A 17,812-nucleotide genomic window follows, 5' to 3' on the forward strand; every position below is an offset into this window, starting at 1 on the left:
CCGAATCCGGCCGGACGGGCAGGGCACAATGCCGTGCGTGGTTCAGACGGTGTCGATTCCCCAGAAGATCGCCGACGAGCTCGGCGTCCGCCCCGGCCAGGTACAGGCGACGGTCGAACTCCTCGACGGCGGCGCAACCGTGCCGTTCATCGCCCGGTATCGCAAGGAGGTGACCGGCGCCCTCGACGACACGCAGCTGCGCACGCTCGAGGAGCGCCTGCGCTACCTGCGGGAACTCGAAGAGCGCCGGACGGCCGTTCTCGAGTCGATCGACTCGCAGGGCAAGCTCGACGACGAGCTCAGGGCGAGCATCATGGCGGCGGACACGAAGGCCCGCCTCGAAGACATCTACCTGCCGTACAAGCCGAAGCGCCGTACGAAGGCCCAGATCGCGCGGGAGGCCGGTCTCGAACCGCTCGCCGACGGGCTGCTCGGCGACCCGACGACCGACCCTCAGGCGGCCGCCGCGGCGTTCGTCGACGCGGAGAAGGGCGTCGCGGACGCGCAGGCCGCGCTGGACGGTGCGAAGGCGATCCTCGTGGAACGGTTCGCCGAGGACGCCGACCTGATCGGTGAGCTGCGCGAGCGCATGTGGAACCACGGCTGGATGACGTCGAAGGTCCGGGACGGCAAGGAGACCGAGGGCGCCAAGTTCGCCGACTACTTCGACTTCGCCGAGCCGCTCACGAAGCTGCCGTCGCACCGGGTGCTGGCGCTGCTGCGCGGTGAGAAGGAGGAGGTCCTCGACCTGTCGACGGTGCCGGAACAGCCCGCGGATCCGGACGACCCGCCGCGGACCGGCCCGACCGACTACGAGGTGCGCATCGCCGAGCGCTTCGGCGTCGACAACCGGGGCAGGCCCGCCGACAAGTGGCTGTCGGACACGGTGCGCTGGGCGTGGCGCACGAAGATCCTGCTGCACCTGGGCATCGACCTGCGGATGCGACTGCGGCAGGCCGCCGAGGACGAGGCCGTGCGCGTGTTCGCCACGAACCTGCGCGACCTGCTGCTCGCCGCACCGGCGGGCACGCGCGCCACGATGGGCCTGGACCCCGGCTACCGCACCGGCGTGAAGGTCGCCGTCCTCGACGCGACCGGCAAGGTCGTCGCGACCGACACGATCTACCCGCACAAGCCGCAGGCCCGCTGGGACGAGGCGACGGCCACGCTGGAGAAGCTGGCGCGCGAGCACGACGTCGACCTCATCGCGATCGGCAACGGCACCGCGTCCCGGGAGACCGACAAGCTCGCGGGCGACCTGGTGAAGGCGAAGCCGGAGCTCAAGCTGACCAAGGTCATGGTGTCCGAGGCGGGCGCCTCCGTGTACTCGGCGTCTGCCTACGCGGCGCGGGAGCTGCCGGACCTGGACGTCTCGCTGCGCGGTGCCGTCTCGATCGCCCGGCGGCTGCAGGATCCGCTGGCCGAGCTCGTGAAGATCGACCCGAAGTCGATCGGCGTGGGGCAGTACCAGCACGACCTGTCGGAGTCGAAGCTGTCCCGTTCGCTGGACGCGGTCGTCGAGGACTGTGTGAACGCGGTCGGTGTCGACCTGAACACGGCGTCGGTGCCGCTGCTCTCGCGCGTGTCCGGCATCGGGGCGTCGCTGGCCGAGAACATCGTCTCCCACCGCGACGCGACGGGCCCGTTCCGCACCCGCGACGGGCTCAAGGAGGTCGCGCGGCTCGGACCGAAGGCGTTCGAGCAGTGCGCGGGCTTCCTGCGCATCACCGGTGGTGACGACCCGCTCGACGCCTCGGCCGTGCACCCCGAGGCCTATCCGGTGGTGCGGCGCATCCTCGACGAGACGGGCACGGGCATCCGCGAACTCATCGGCAACACGCGCGCGCTCGGCAGCGTCAAGGCCGAGCGGTTCGTCGACGACACGTTCGGCCTGCCGACGGTCACCGACATCCTGTCCGAGCTGGAGAAACCGGGCCGGGACCCGCGTCCGGAGTTCTCGACGGCGACGTTCGCCGACGGTGTCGAGACGCTGTCCGACCTGGAACCGGGCATGCGGCTGGAAGGGGTCGTGACGAACGTGGCCGCGTTCGGTGCGTTCGTCGACGTGGGCGTCCACCAGGACGGCCTCGTGCACGTGTCGGCCATGTCGCACAACTACGTCAGCGATCCGCGCGAGGTCGTCAAGCCGGGCGACGTGGTGACCGTGAAGGTGCTGGACGTCGACGTGAACCGCAAGCGCATCTCGCTGACGCTGCGCCTGGACGACGAGGTGACGCCTACGGGCCAGGACGGCGGCGGGCCGCGCGGCGGGAAACCGCGGCAGAGCGGTGGCGACCGCGGTGGCCGCCAGGGTGGAGGCAAGCAGGGCGGCGGCAAGCAGGCAGGCCGCCAGAGCCGCCAGAGCCGGCAGGGCGGCGGCAAGCAGGGCGGTGGCAAACAGACCGCGAGCGGTGCGATGGCCGAGGCTCTCCGGAAGGCCGGTTACAGCGGCTGACCGTGTCCGAATCACCCGGTTCTCCCTCGTGTGACCTCGGCGAACACGGTCGGGTCCGGGTAACACGTGGCGAGGCGGGCACACAACGTCGACAATGTCGTAGATCGCGGCGCGAACGTCGTCGGATCACGTGAGGGAGGACCGGATGACGTCGACCGGAGGCATGAGCGCGAACACCCGTGAGCGCCTCCAACAGGAACTGGATGCGCTGCGGCAACAGCGCGAGTCCCTGGCTCCACGATTGGGTGAGGATCCGATGGGCGACAGCGCCGACCAGGCGGATCTGCTGGAGCGCGCCGAGTCGGTGTCGAAACTCGACCGGCGTATCGCCGAGATCACGGACCTGCTGCACGGCGGCCCGACCGCCGAGCAGGACGAGGGACTGCTGCCGTCGGGCACGCGGGTGACGCTGAAGTTCGGGGACGGGGACACCGAGGACCTGCTCGTGGTCGGGTTCACGGCCGAGGCGGAGGACGAGCTGTCCAGCCTGACGGCCGACAGCCCGCTCGGCCGCGCGATCGCGGGTCACGCGGCGGGCGACACGATCACCTACCGCACGCCCGGTGGCCAGGTGTCGGCGGAGATCGTCGAGCTCACACTCCCCGGCTGAGTCCCGCCCGCCGCCGCGGCGGCACCACCACCGCGGCGGCGGGCGTCGTTGCCACGGAATGAGCCGGCCCGGTCCCCCACCACCGCTGTCGCGGCAGGGGAACCGGGCCGGCTCACCCGGTTCTGTCGACCCCTGCGGGATGTTGTCGTCGGGCGGAGGTGAAATCCGCGCCATACCGCCATCCCGAAGGAACGTGGCCCTGGTCTCAGTCCCGTGCCTCGGGATGTAGGAATCGCGGGGGAACCGACTCGGCGAGCCATATCTGGTCGTTGCCACGGAAGAACTCCACCCCGGCTTCGTGGGCCGCAGCGGCGTCCACTTCCAGGATCGCGACATCGGCGGCCTTGCGCCCGCCGACCTGCGTAGCGGTTTCCCGGTCGGTGGACAGGTGCACGTACTGCCGCCGCATCGGCAGCAACCCAGTGGTCAGGATCTCCGACACGGTGTGTGTCGCGGTGCCGTGGAACAGCGTGCCGGGTGGTCGCTGGGCGGTCTTCGCGATCCGCCCCGACGTGCTGTGCCCGTACAGCGCCCGGATCGACGCACCGGAAAGCTCGTAGCGCCGCTTGTCCGAGCCGCGGATCACCTCGGCCAAGTCCTCGCGGGCGACATCGGACCACCGACGGTGGCGGGACAGCGCCGCGAGCACCTCGTCCACGGCCACCCATCCGGCGTCGTCGAGCTCGAGGCCGTATCGGTCGGGCCGGTGCCGCAGCATCCGCGCCAGCTCCTTGCTCAGCGCGATCCGGCGGTCCCGCTGATCACGCACGGGCGCATTTCGTACCTTGCTCATACCCAACCAGCGTATCCGGACATTTCGGTCGAGCGCTAGGGTGTTCTGACCAGCCAGGCGAAAGGGGTTCGACCCCTCGACCTCGAGGGGTGTGGGGTTGTCGCAGTACTCGGACCGTCGGCGGTGGTTGAACCAGTCGACCCATTCCGCGGTGGCGATCTCGAGGTCGTCGAAGACGAGTCGGCTGGTCGCCGTCGTGGCCACTGACCAGCGCAAGATCCGACGGGCGTAGGTGCCCGGTGACGAACGCGGTGTAGCGCCGGCCCGACCATGTCGAAACATGCGTGAAGCCCGCCACCCCAGGTGATCCGGTGCCGGGGGCGCGACGCTGCGGCCGACCGGACCCAACAGGCCAAGAGGTTTTCCGGGAAAACCTTGGAGATTAGATTGGGGTATACACCATGACCCTTCCGCAAGCTTTCTACCCGGTGGACTTGGTCAGCTACGAACGAATTGTTGAAGACATAAAGAACACCTCGGACATAGATAGGAGACTCCCGTATTGGCCGTTTCGGATAGTCACCGGAAATATAGACATTTGCCAGTTCAGCATGGCAATCGAGAGGGATTTCGGTCCCGTTTTGCAACTACTCGCTGACACTCACCACGATGAGAGTGTCAGCGTTTCCGCATTCGAACCCACGGCAGGATACTATAGAGACAACTACGGCTCGTACTCCGCCTTTACTCTGCCAACTAAGACGCTGGGACATGACTACTGGGGTGCAGTTTCACACGAACCCAGTGGGGACCCCACCGGCGCCCTAGCATACACAGCGAACGTTGTAGGCATGGCTGGAAGCACTGGCGCATGGGCCGTATGGGCAGAGCGATCGTGGGACCTCGCGATAATTGCATCGAAGTTCAAAGATGGACCTTGGCGGTCTACCGGAGTCGAATTCGTACGACCTGAAACCGCCCTGGCTGATTTTACCGAACCCGATTTCAAGTTGCCGCTTCCGCCTGCCGATCGGGAAATGTTTCTCCGCAATTTTCGAGCGAGAGGGGAAACGATATAAAGCCGAAGGGCCATCCCGGGATATTGAGTCAGTTTATCGACCAATCGCTGATCCACGGTAACGGGGCTGCTGCAGGGTTCTGTGACATCTGGGTTCGCTTGCTGATGTGCGGGCGTGGAAGGATGCCACTGTGCCCAAGCCCTATCCCCGTGAGTTCCGTGAGGACGTCGTCCAGGGCGCGCGTAACCGCGGGCCTGGTGTGACGCTGGCGCAGGTCGCCGGCGATCTCGGTGTTCATCCGAAGACGTTGCAGAAATGGCTGCGCGCGGCCGATGGCGAGGACGGCGCCAAGCCGGGTGTGCCCTCGGACGCAGCGGCCGAGTTGCGGGAGCTCAAGCGCCGTAATCGGCTGTTGGACCAGGAGAACGAGGTGTTCAGGCGGGCGGCGGCGACAGCTCATGAACCTCGACGGAACATTCCGTCGAGACGATATCATATATTCCGTGGCCATCGAAGCCAATCCGATAATGATGAATATCTTCCAGTTTCAGTACCCCGCCAAGCTCGTAACCCGGAGAACTGCGCCCAAAGGGTGCGGACTGAACCATTCGTCTGATATATTCTGAATCCAATATTTCGATCAATGAAAATTCGTAGTCATCCTTGTGTGGCCAGACACTACTGTAATCGTCGTCGACCCACCGATATTCAAATACCGCAGGAAAGAAGACGATGGTCCTTCGTCCCCCTGCGAGAGCCGACACGTACCCTATCGACATCTCGACCCCGTTCCCATTCGGCTTCGTCACTACCTGAACGTCCGGCGCATCGTCCAGCCCGGTATACAGGTGGTCACCCTCGAATGTTCGGTACATTTCCCTCCTCTATGGAACCTCTACGTCATACCGCACCCCTTGACCGATCACAGACCCGTGCCTCACCTACTCCCCACGCGCCACCGCCGCATCAAACTCCTCCAACCACGCACGAAAATCCACTTCATCATGAAGATAGACGGGATTCTCCGGATCAGACGGATCCAACGTCGCACACCCAAAAAGCGTGCCCAAAGTATCCCACACCAGGCGATCGTCTATCTCCGGAAGATCATCCAACGTACGCCACGGCGCTGCCCAGTCATCGACCTCCTCCCGAGACCGGCGCCCTTCCAGCAAGTCCACGATTGCTCGCCGCACTTCATCCCGACTCGGGACACTCACCACGACTTCACCAACTTCCCCGCCGCGTCAAACAGATAATGTCGTCCCTTACGGCCATCAAAATCGGGCCGAACCTGACGCACCCGCTCGCGCTCGGCAGCGCGCAGCAGATCGCCCGACTCGATCGCCGGGGTCGCCCGCCAACGACCCTCGTCATCGGCTTAAAGCATGCCCCTCCGTGGCCGTAACGCTGCCCGTGCCCTCATCACGAGGATACGAAACTGCTCGCGACCGGGCAGCCAGTTTACTGCGAATCTCCGAGGAATCCGTTCTCAGTAAACCTTTGCTCAGCTAGCCTGATAGACCAAAGAACGAAGCGGATAGGAACATCGGGAGTTTGGGGATCAATACTCAAGACCGCATCCGACCACTCGCCCCCTTCTGGGACGCATATCGCAAGATTCTGACCCCTCTTATCTTGAAGAGAATCGTGAAATTCTAGCACCCATTGATCCATGTCAGGATCAAATAACCTAATGACCTCAACCTCTCGCCCTTCGAAGACTTCACGCGACAATGTGCAACTCCTGTTCTAGTCCAAGAAGGTCACGAAGCGTCCAGTCGGCGTAAACCTGACACCCCGACCGTCCGGGATGCGCATGTCTATCACTTCCTGCCAGGCACCTTTAAAAACACGCGCCCTATTACTCTCTGTTACACTCCCCGGGTTTGTCAGCATCTCGTCGAGCATATCCTGACCCGTCCCGTTCCAAGCGTCGGGATTTTGGACACCTGAAGGCGTTGGCCATTGATTTGGGTTTCCATTTCGCCCTGCATGCTTTTGCAGGGCCCGCCCGGCGAATGAATACCCACCACGATCCGGCAACGCTCCGGAAGCCGATACCGACTCGAGGTCAATGCCGCAGGGCCCGGTGTTGTGGACGAGGAGGGCGAGGTCGTCCGCCTCCACGTGGTAGGTGTGGATGCCTTCCACGGTGAGGTTGTGGACTCGTTGGGTCCGCTGGGTGGTGTCCGTGTCCACCACCCGCACCCGCTCGCCCTCGGCGGTGCGCAGCAGGTCGCCGGGTTCGATCTGCGAGGCGGCCAGCCACCGGCCCTCGTCGTCGATCCAGAACGGATGCCCCTCCGTGGCCGTGACGCTGCCCGTCTCGTCACCGGCGGGGCCGTCCGTGTCCACGGTGAGTTCCACCAGGCTCTTGCGCCCCGAACCGGTGATCACCTCGGTCACCTCGCGCGGACCCTGCTCACCCGACTCCGGATCCGTGGCCAGCACCCGGTCGCCCCGCTCGACCTCCTCGATCGGCCGACGCGACCCATCAGCCAACTCCACCTCGGTCCCCGGCACGAAACTGTTCGACCGACACACCGAGCCCGTGCCCCGCTTCGGCACGGCCGACGGCAACCCCGCATCCGGACTCGGCGGCCCCACCGACGGCACCGACGACCCCGACCGAGCCGGACCGGCCGACACCGACACACGCGCAGCACCCCCCACACTGTCCGGCACGAACCGCGCCGCCGCCGCACCCGAGGCCGCCTTCCCCCCGACAACACCCAGATCGATCGTCGGCTTGTTCCGCAACCGATCCAGATGCCGCTGCACCCCCGGCGAGATCGCCACCGACTTCGGCGGAGCCGCCGCCGGCGTCAACGCCGCCCGACGCACCCGCGCCCGCCGGGCCGCCACCCGCGCCGCCTCCCGCGCCGCAGCCGCCGCAGCCGCCCGCGAGGCAGCCGAACCACCCGACGAGACCACACCACGCACACCCACAACCGCCGAGCGGCGCACCACCGACCGCGCCCCGGACCGCACCACGCGCCCGCTATCACGCCGGAACGACCGCTTCGATGGTCGCTTCGACGACCGCTTCGGCGACGGCTTCGCCGTCTTACCCGTCCCGGCATGACGACTCGACGACTTACCGGCAGAACCGGCCTTACCACCCCCGACGACCTTCCGCGCACCGCGATAGCCGGCCTTGACCCCCTTTGCGACCTTGCCGAACGGCGTCAACCCGGCAGCGAACCACCCGCACGAACCCCACGAACCACCCACGCAGCCCTTGAGATCGTTGTACCCGGACACCTCCTTGACCACATCGACGGCTGTACTCGCTGCCGACTTGACCCCGTCCCAGATCTCGCTCCAGAAGTACCCACGCGGATCGACCCGCGCCATCGGATCCCCACCCGCATAGGCATACCGATTCGCATTCCCCCCATCCCGCGGGTCCAGGGCCGCCGTATCCCGCGAGGCGAACGCGCCCGTCCCCGGCCGATACCACCGCGAGCCCATACTCACGTTGCCCGAGCCCGCATCGGTGAACTGGCCCTGAAACCCCACATCCGGCTGCGCCCCGCCCGACGCGGTCACCCCACCGAACGGACCGAAACTCCGCGAACCCGCCAGACTCCCCTCAGCCGGATCAAGCACCCCGACCAGATCCGTGTGCCGATCCGACCACGCGATCCCACCAGCGGCACCCAGCGAGTCACCGCCCGGCGTGTAGGTGTAGCTGCTCGACCCGTCCGAGGCGATGTCCAGGCTCTTACCCACATACGACAGCTGACGCTCGCCTGCGTTCACGAGCCGGTTCAACGCGTCGTACGAGTAGCTCGTGCCACCGTCCGAGACCAGCTCGTCGAAGGCGTTGAACACCACGTCGGTCGTCTGCCCGCCCTGCGTGCGAGAGGACAGCGTGCCGCGCGCGGTGTACGAGTACGACGTGTCCCCGAAGGACAGCAGCTGGTTTCGCGCGTTGTAGGTGGCCGATTCGTCACCACGCTGAACCAGGTTCCCGGCAGCGTCCCACTCGTAGTTCGTCGTGGAGGACCCGTCACTCCACGAACCGAGCCTGCCTGCCCGGTCGTAGGTGTAGGTATTCTCCGCCGCCCCGGCCACGCCGGTCGTGGTCTTCGAGGCGAGCCGGCCCGCCGGGCCGTACCCGTACGAGATCGACCCGATCTGGCTTCCACCGCCGTCGGTGACCGTGTCCCCCAGCAGCCGACCCGACTCGTCGTACTCGTACGAGCGGGATGCGCCGTCCCCGTAATCCACGGTCGATATCCGACCCGCCCCGTCGTAGCCGTAGGAGGCGGTGGTCCCGGACACCGGATCCGCCGCCGAAGCCAGCCTGCCCGCGGCGTCGTAGCCGTACTCCACGGTCCCCGCATCGGTGACCGCCTTGGTCAGCTGCCCGCCGTCATCCCAGGAGAACTCGGTAGAGCCGGACGGACCGTGTGCCGCGACCACATTGCCACGGTCGTCGTACTCATACGTGTTCTCCCCGGACGGGGCCGAAGCGCTCAGCATCCGCCCCGTCTCGTCGTAGGTGAACTCCCGATCCGCGGTGGCGGCCTTCGCGCCCGTGGCCGTCTGGCTCACCAGATTGCCCATCGGGTCGTACGAGTTGTTGATCGTCACGCCACCCGGTTTGGACAGGCTCGACACGTTGCCGCGCTCGGTGTAGGCGACGGTGTAGGTGCGATCGGCCTGGTCCGGTGTCTGCTCGGTGGCCGGTTCGATCGTCGACTCGGTCAGCCCCCACGAGTTGGCCGTGAACACCGTGGCGTTGCCGTCGCCGTCGGTGGCGCGGGTCAGGTTCCCCGCAGCGTCGTAGCCGTAGCTCCTGGTGATCGAGGTGTCCCCGTCCACCGGGCGAGTCACCGCGCGCAGCTGGTCGTACGCGTCGAACTCCCGAGTCGTGGTGTGCCCGAGCTCGTTGGTGCTCTCGGTCCGGTTGCCCGCACGGTCATAGCCGAAGCTTCGGGTGGCCAACACGTCGCCGCCCGAAGCCACATCCGACTCCGAGGTAACCCGGCCGGCGTTGTCGTAGGAGAAGCGAGTGGTTGCCTTCGCGGGATCGCTCACCTCCACCGGACGCCCGGCCGCGTCGTACTGTGCGGTGATTTCCGTACCAGCGGCGTCGGTCATCGACACCGGATCGCCTTGGTCGTTGTGCACCAGGGTGGTTGCCCGGCCCGCAGGGTCGATCCTCGTCGCCAGATTGCCCAGATCGTCGTAGCGGAACCTCGTGGTGAGTGCCTGCTCCGGAGAAGGCTCGCGTTCCACCACGGACTCGGTGATCTTGCGACCCAGCTGATCGTAGGTGGCGTGCGTGCGCGCGCCGTTCGCATCCCGCACGGCCAGTTGCCAGCCGGTCGCCGTATACGTCGCGGTCGTGACCCCGCCTGATCCGTCGCCGGACAAGGACGGATCGATCTGCTTGCGCTGGTTGCCCAGCTCGTCGTACTCGAACTTCGTGGTGTGCCCGGCTTCGTCAGTTCCACTGGACACCCGCCCGGCGGCGTCGTACGACGCCGTGGTCGTGGCGGAGATCGGCTGATCGGCGCCCGGAGGAGTATACGACGGGCGTGTCGTGCTGGTCTGCCGTCCGGCTCGGTCGTAACCGTGGCGCGTGACATCGCCGTTCGGGTCTTGCTCGGCGACAACCTCACCGAACGTGTTGTATCCGGTCTTGCTCACCGGCCGCGAGGTCGACGGTTGTTCACCGTTCGACTCCACTTGCACAGCAGGACCGGTGGCACTGATCTCGCGTCCGAGCCGGTCGTACTCGTACTCTGTGGTGAACTTCGCCGGGTCCGCTCCCTCCGCGGTACCGCGTGGATCGGTGACGCTGACCAGCAGGCCACGTTCGTCCCGCTGCGTCGTGGTAACCAGGGTGTCGCCGCCGCCCGGATGGACGGTCTCCCGGATCGTCTCGCCCACGGCATCGTAGGCATAGGCCGTCCTCGTCAGCTGATCGCCGGCCGCGTTCCGCTCGATCACCCTGGACGGGTTGCCCAGTTCGGTGAACCGGGTACGCGTGGAGCGCAGCTCCTCATCCCCGTCATAGTCGGTAATCCGGTAGGCACGACCGCCCGGGTCGTACTCGGTCACCGTGGAGTATCGGCCCTGTCCCCGCGTTTCCTTGGTGACCTTGCCGTGCCCGGTGTAGGCATAGCTACTCAGCAGCAGGTCGCGGGTCTCGCCGGTGTCCGGATCCTCGTAGCCGACAAGATGCTCCGTGGCCTTCAATCCGTCGTTGTAATAGGTGTACGCGGTGGTGTTACCCATCGCGTCGGTCACCTCGGCGAGTCTTCCCGCCGGGTCGTAGGCACGGGATTCAAGGACCACGTCACGCCCGGTTCCGCCGTCCCCGGTGAAGTCATGGACGGTTGTGGTCGCCAAGCGGTGTCCGTCGGCAGTGTAGGCATAGCTGAACACCGTTCCGGCCTTGGTGGTCCGCCGCTGCACCTCGCCGAACTGGTCGTGGGTAACCTGCTCGGTACCGCCTTCCGGATCGGTGACCGTGTTTCGTCGCCCCAGCTCGTCATAGCCGTACTTCGTGGTACGAGACGGATCATCTCCAGCGATGTCCTCGACGGTCGAGGACGCCAGTCGCCCATGCGCGTTGTAGTTGTTCACCAAGCGCCGTTGGTGCGGCTCATTGGTGATGGGATTGGTCACCTGCGGATCTGTCTCGGACAGTATGCGGCCGGCCGCGTCGTAGTCGAACGTGGTCCGCTTCGTCTGCCCGGAGCTGGTGACCACGACCGATCCCTGTGTCACCCGGCCGAGCCCGTCGTGGCTGTACTCGGTAATCAAGCCCACGGGGTCGGTCTCGGATACCCGGTCTCCCGCGCTGTTGTAGGCGTAGCTGGTCTCTCCGCCCTTCGGATCCGTCATTGTGGCCAACAGTCCGGGCGGCTGGGTTCCGCCATCCGGTGCTGATTCCGTGCCGTCGGTATAGGTTCGGGTTTGCGACAGCTGTGCACCATTGCTGGCGTCGGGAGACTTGATCTCCGTGATCTGCCCGGTGCTCGTGTAGCTGTAGGTGGTGAGATACCGCCCGTCGCCCTGTCCGACCGAGCGCGCATCCCGGAACTCGGTGACCTTGTCGTTGCGCGGGTCGAGCGGATCGTCCTCGTTCAGGAAGTACGACCAGTAGGCGGTGTAACACGCTTCGGTGTTGTCCGTGCGGCAACGAGTGCGGGACAGCCGGTTGCCCCGTTCATCGTGCCGCAATCGGGTCACGTGGCCGTTCTCGTCGTTGATGGTGCGCACGAACCCGCCGGTGTCGTAGCTGTACACCGTGGTTCCGCCACCCGGATCCGTCCGGGACACCAGTCTGCCGCCACGTGTCGGGTCGTAGGTTCGACGCGTGACATTCCCGGCGGGATCGGTCACCTCCACACTGTGCGCGGCCACACTGGCGGCGTAGTGCTTGGATACCTCGGCCGAGCTCAGCGCGCGACGGTACATGGCGACCTCGCCGATCGACCCGTCGAAGTAGGACCATGCTTCGTCCGGACGCGCCGGCCAGTCCGGCCCCTGGGTCATCTTGCCGGTGCCGACGAAGTGGTGCCGCCGCCTGCTGTCGATCTCGCCCTTCTGGCGCCCGACCTCGTTGCCGTCCAGGTACAGCCACTGCCAGTCCAGGTTCGCGGTGAGCGCGACGTGATGCCACTCGCCGTCGTTGACCGTCTCGTCGGTAACGATCCCTTTCGCCTTATCGTTCCAGAGATGCCCGTACAGCCTGCCGTCTGTTCCGACATAGAGGATGGGCATCGCGCCGGAGGTTTCCGCATCTCCGGGCAACGAGTCCGCATTGGACAGCAGGACGCCGCCGTCGTCGGAGCTGGTCTTGAACCACAGCTCGAGGGACGTACGGGTGCGGTTCTGCACCAGCCCGTCCGGAAGACGGACGTAGGAGTCCGCTCCGTTGAATTGTGCGGCTCCTGCCGAGTTCATCGCAGGCACGGCATCGCGACCCACATTGTGATAGGTACCGTGGGAGAGCGCCGGATCCGATTCCGCTCTGAGTGCGGACGACTTCTCTTCCAATCCCCACAGGGCGAGCGGGCCGCTGTCCCGTACCGCGTTCCGGTAGTCCGCGCGACTGCCCCGGGCGGTGTAGTGGGTGCTGACCTCATCCGCCGAGACCGGCCGTTGATACAGTGCGACCTGACTGATCGCCCCGTCGAAGTGCCCCCAGGCGTCCGAGGGCCGCTCCGGCCAGCCAGCGGTTGTCACCACACCGGCTCCGACGTAGGCATGCAAGTAGCGTGTCTGGATCTGCCCGGACTCACTACCCACTTTCGCGCCATCCAGGTACAGCGTCTGCTGGTTCCTCGTGGCCGACAGCGTTACGTGGTGCCACTGGCCGTCATTGACGGCGTCCGAACTGGCGATTCCGGACACTTCACCGTTCCAGAAATGCCCGTACAGCTTGCCATCGGTGCCCACATACAGAGCCGGAGTCGACCCGGTTTCGCTGATCTCGTCGCCAGGGCGAAAGTTGCCCTGGGAGAACAGTACGCCGCCCTCATCCGAGCTGGTCTTGAACCACAGCTCAACAGACATCTCGTTGTTGGCACTGGCCGCGTGCATCGGCAGTGTGACCTTGGCTTTCTCCCCGTCGAACTGCCGTGCCGACGAGTCGGGCAGTGGTCCCGACACGCGCGTGCCGACCTTGGCGTAATAGCTGGCCCGGCGCAGCTCCGGTTTTCCCCCCGCCCGGTCACCGCTCGATTCGTCCAGCCGCCAGTACGCGTCCGGTCCCGACCGAGTCACCGATGCGCCGTATCGATGGCCGTCCCCCTCGACGCGCGGCATGCCGATCTGGTGCGTCCCGCCGTTGGCGTCGGTGTACTCCGTCACGCGCGAGGTGGCGGTGTCGTAACTGATGCTCGCCTTGCGCACATCACCGGACTCGGTCACCGACGTCAGGCGGTCCGTAGCGGCCCGCGCCGCGTGGTGTTCAGCCACCGTGGTGGGACCGAGAGGACGCTGGTAGACGGCGACCTCGCCGATCCGCCCGCTGAAATTGCCCCAGCTGTGTTCCGGACGAGCAGGCCAGTCCAAGGTCGTCACGACGCCGGCGCCGATGTAGGCATTCCCGTAGTAGTCCCGGACGCGTCCGTCCTGCGAACCCACCTTCTGCCCGTCCAGGTACAGGGTCTGCGAATCCGGCTCGCTGGAGAGCACGACATGGTGCCACTGACCGTCGTTGACCGCGTCGCTGGTCGATATCCCGGCGACATTCCCGTTCCAGAAATGCCCGTACAGCTTGCCGTCGGTGCCCACGTAGAGCACAGGCATCGACCCGGTTTCGCTGATCTCGTCGCCCGGCACAAAGTTCCCGGTGGAGAACAGCACGCCGCCTTGGTCGGCGCTGGTGTTGAACCAGAGTTCCACCGCGCGGTGCTCGGAGTCGTGGACCGGATTTCCGTGCAGCTTCACGTAGCTGGACGTGCCGTTGAAACCCGCCGCGCGAGAGGGAACGTCCGTGAGCGGCCCCTCGCGTCCTAGTTCTACGTCCGAGTAGTCCGCGGTCCGATCGGACCAGTATCCCGGTTGCTCGCTGTCCGCGGTCTCACCGGACGTCTCGGCAAGCCGCCAGTATCCGTGCGGATTGGCATCCAGTGTGGTCGGGCGATACTGCCCACCCTGCTCGTAGCCGTAGCTGGTGCACACACCGGTCGGGTCGCATGCGGATACGAGACGATCGCCGGTGTACTCGTAACTCCACGTTGCCGCAGGATCCGGTCCAGTGGTGACCCCCGTGACGTGCCCATCCGAGAAGCTGAAGTCCAGGTACCGGCCTGAAGCCTCGTCGGTGGCCCTGCTCAGCTGTCCCGCATCGTCGTAGTCGAGTTTCTGGTTGCGCCCGGCAGCGTCAGTGATCCTGGTCAGGTGACCGGATTCATCGAACCGGTGGGTCGTTCCGCCCTTCGCACGGAGTACCCAGTCCCCGGAGTCGGTTACCAGGGTAGCCGACTCACCAGCCGGGGTGGCATAGCTTCCGTCCGGGTTCTGCCCGTAACGCACCTGCCGTCCGTCCGGATAGGTCACCACCACGTTTCCGGAGCCGTCGTCGTCCGGTACCACCCGCATGTCCCAGCGGGTGGTCCAGCCCGAGCCGAACACCAGATCACCACGCGGATCCAGGCTGTTGTAGGTGCGGCGCACCGACAACGCCGGACCGGCGGTACTCACTTCCGCATCGGTGTCGGCTCTGGTGTAGTTGCCCACCCCGGGATCAACGTCGCTGTCGGCGTCGGATGCCGACGCCAGCCTGCTGGTGATCGCCGGTTGCGCCACTCTGGTGTTCAGGTAGGCAGCACGCGTCCAGCGGCTGGAGTCCTTGCCATCGGTGATCCGGCCTTGCCACGAATAGGTTTTCCCCCACGACAGGGTGTCGTCCGGGACGGACCAGACTCCCTCGTCGAGCCAGCCGGAGGACGTGCAGTTGTCCCCGCCCTCGTCACAAATCCGGAACTCGTACTGCAGGCCATCCCCCGGCCAGTCGTCCCTGTCCTGTCCTTCCAGCAACAGAGTGGGGGTGAGTGAACCCGCGTCGTAGTCGCTCGGCGGCGACATCGACTCGACCTCGGGAACCTGGTTCGGGATGGTGAGCTTCACCTTTGCCGACATCGGCACGTCGTTCCACGAGAATCGGGTCTCTCCCCGCTTGGCCATGTCCCAGCGAATCGTGTAATCGCCCGGTGGTAAGGACTTCACCCGCGCATCAACCGTCGCGGACTGTCCCGGCTCGACCCTCTTGGACATCTTCGTGAACGCTGCCCACTCCTCGTATGGCAGCTCGTTCCCGTCGCCGTCCCAGATCCGGTAGCCGAGTTCGTACCCGTTGTCGGGTGTCCAGGTGTCCTTGCCATCGTTGGTGACCGTGACCTGCATCGTTCCGTCATCGGTGCTGGTGACGGTGTCCGTCATCTGCAGATCCCGGTACAGCGCCCAGTAGGGCGTATAGGTCACGTCCAGCGCCGGAGGGTTGGCCGATGCGGCGCTGGCGAACTTCTTCCAACCGTACGAGTCCGTGTAAGAAGAGCCGAGCCGCAAGCCGAAATTCGGTCCACCACGTGCCCATCCGTGTACCAGGTCACGTCCGGCGGTGCCGAGGTCGATATTCACCCACCGTGATCCGCAGCCATCCCGCCCGTGGGCAAAATCCTTGCGAGCGAGACGCTCACCGGCCGCTGGTCCCGGCCACGACTTGTTGCCACTGACAGACCACGGTTCGGTCACCGTGCGGACCCACACGGGCCGCGGGTCGCACGAGTACGAATAGGTGTTGTACACATTCAGCCGGGCGCCCAGTACGTACATTCCGGACAGGTCGGTCGAGACCTTGTCGAACTTCAGGAACGCGGCGGCCACGTTGTCTCCGCCGTTGTATGTCCCCACCTTCAAGTTCGGCTCGCCGGAGTAGTCGTCGGTGTACGGCGACATAACATAGGTGGACCCGTTCGAGTCCTTACGAACCACCGTCGGATCAACCGACACCGGGTACTCGCGGGCCGGATCGTTGAGCCACTCCTGGTCGGCCGACACATGCAGGACCTGGCTACCGGGCTCTCCGGAGAGCTCGTAGTTGACGTCGTGCGAGACGGCGCCGTCGCCGGAGCGTTCATCGACCGCCGAATCCTCCATGTAACCCGGCGGGATCACCGCCTCAACCGCACCGTCGCCGTCGGCCAGTTCCACCCCGCCGTGGTCGGTCATGCGGGCGGTCAGACCTTCGAGCTCCAGCGGGAACTTCCACTCCGTCGGCGCATCCGGGGATTCGAGCACGATCGTTTCCTTGATCCCCGTGGCGGTGGCGCGCATCTCGAGATCCGCCCCAGCACGCACATCCGGGTAGGTAATGCTCTGCCCGGACGCGTCGCCCTGCACGTCCCGCGCTCCAGCAACGCCGAAACCCACGGACTTGTCGGTGTCGACGTTGAACCGCGCGACCTCGGAAGCATTAGCCGACGGCGCGAAACGCTTCGTTTCCGAGTCCGCCTTCGACTTCCAGCCGCCACCATTCCCGCGCACCAGTGTGGAGTCGATCTTCTTCCACTTGCCGTCTTCCGCTCGGTAGTTCCGGCGATGTTGGTACTGACGCAGCGTCTTGGTGCCGTCACCGTTGTCGAAGACCGCGTGCCGGGGGCCGCGCTTCTCCGGAGTCGCGTCCGGCGAAGGCGAGCTGGCCCGACGTGTCCGCTCTGGCTCGGTCTCCTGCACCTCAACGCCCGTCTCGGCCTGGCCGGAACCATCCACCACTGGTTGCTTCCGCCGTTCATCCGGTCCGAGACCGTTATTGGCCGGTTCAGCGTTATGACTCGCGTCGGCCAGACCCGCCCGTTCGCTGGTCTCCTCCGCGGAAACCTCGTGTCCGCGGTCTGCGGCACTTCCCTGACGCTGTTCCGGCAGGTCAGCAGAACTGGCGAGATCCGGGCCGGACAAGGACGGCACCGATCCGACGGCCAGCGCGAACACAACCGTCATCGCGAACAGGCGGATGCCGCGGAACGACCCCCCAGGTTGCATGAAGACCCCTCGCAGTCTGCCGAGCCGCGATCGGCCCGGCGCTGATCGAACTCATCCAGTGCGATACACGAAGTGGATGAAGCGGATGAACAGACCAAAACGCGCCGGGACGTTAGGGGAGATCACAGGAATGATCAATGAGGTTTTCTCAGTAGCGTCCGTCGTGTTCGAACTGTGTGAGGACGAGTGCGGCTTTGGTGATGGCGCCGATGCGTCTGGGGCAGAGGGTGATCTTGTTCAGGGTCTTCCAGCGGGTGGTGAGTATGGCGGCGCCGCGTTCGCCGAGGCAGCGTAGTCGGGTGAGGAGCATGTTGTGGCAGCGGTTGTCGACATCGAGGATGTTGCCATCGGCCGGGTTCTTGAACGGAGTGCGGATCCCGATCCCAGCGCCCTGGTAGGCCTTGTCGGCCAGCGTCGGCAATCCTTTCGTGGCGGTCGCGCACAACGCACCGATGGCGCCTTCGCCGTAGGCGGCG

Annotated in this window: 7 protein-coding genes; 3 read left to right on the plus strand and 4 right to left on the minus strand. The window is 65.8% G+C overall.

What is annotated here, in order from left to right:
* The first annotated feature begins 28 nt into the window (after positions 1–28).
* Positions 29–2,455 carry a Tex family protein gene (locus LY13_RS16190; RefSeq protein WP_253829285.1) on the plus strand — a complete coding sequence of 809 codons (2,427 nt, stop codon included), beginning with the start codon at positions 29–31 and terminating at the stop codon, positions 2,453–2,455.
* A gap of 145 nt (positions 2,456–2,600) precedes the next feature.
* On the plus strand, positions 2,601–3,065 hold the full coding sequence (locus LY13_RS16195) for a GreA/GreB family elongation factor (protein ID WP_253829286.1): 465 nt from the start codon (positions 2,601–2,603) through the stop codon (positions 3,063–3,065).
* A gap of 205 nt (positions 3,066–3,270) precedes the next feature.
* Here the strand turns inward: LY13_RS16195 and LY13_RS16200 are convergent, their stop codons facing one another.
* Positions 3,271–3,858, minus strand: a complete 588-nt coding sequence (locus tag LY13_RS16200) for an RNA 2'-phosphotransferase (protein ID WP_253829287.1) — start codon at positions 3,856–3,858, stop codon at positions 3,271–3,273.
* 1,149 nt (positions 3,859–5,007) lie between these two features.
* Between LY13_RS16200 and LY13_RS16205 the strand changes: the two genes are divergently transcribed.
* Complete coding sequence (locus tag LY13_RS16205; protein WP_253829288.1) at positions 5,008–5,433, plus strand: transposase; 426 nt, start codon at positions 5,008–5,010, stop codon at positions 5,431–5,433.
* A gap of 325 nt (positions 5,434–5,758) precedes the next feature.
* On the opposite strand, the gene LY13_RS16210 is transcribed toward LY13_RS16205, so the two are convergent.
* From LY13_RS16210 to LY13_RS16220, 3 genes are all read right to left on the minus strand, one after another.
* Positions 5,759–6,040: a YxzC family protein gene (locus LY13_RS16210; RefSeq protein WP_504965171.1), complete on the minus strand. Its 282-nt coding sequence runs from the start codon at positions 6,038–6,040 to the stop codon at positions 5,759–5,761.
* 529 nt (positions 6,041–6,569) lie between these two features.
* The gene (locus LY13_RS16215; RefSeq protein WP_253829290.1) at positions 6,570–17,336 is read right to left on the minus strand and encodes a LamG-like jellyroll fold domain-containing protein; all 10,767 of its coding nucleotides are present in this window, start codon (positions 17,334–17,336) and stop codon (positions 6,570–6,572) included.
* A 148-nt stretch (positions 17,337–17,484) separates the two neighbouring features.
* On the minus strand, positions 17,485–17,812 hold a 328-nt coding region (locus LY13_RS16220), incomplete at its 5' end, for a transposase family protein (RefSeq protein WP_253829291.1).

The sequence above is a fragment of the Prauserella aidingensis genome (assembly GCF_024171865.1).
Lineage (GTDB): Bacteria > Actinomycetota > Actinomycetes > Mycobacteriales > Pseudonocardiaceae > Prauserella > Prauserella aidingensis.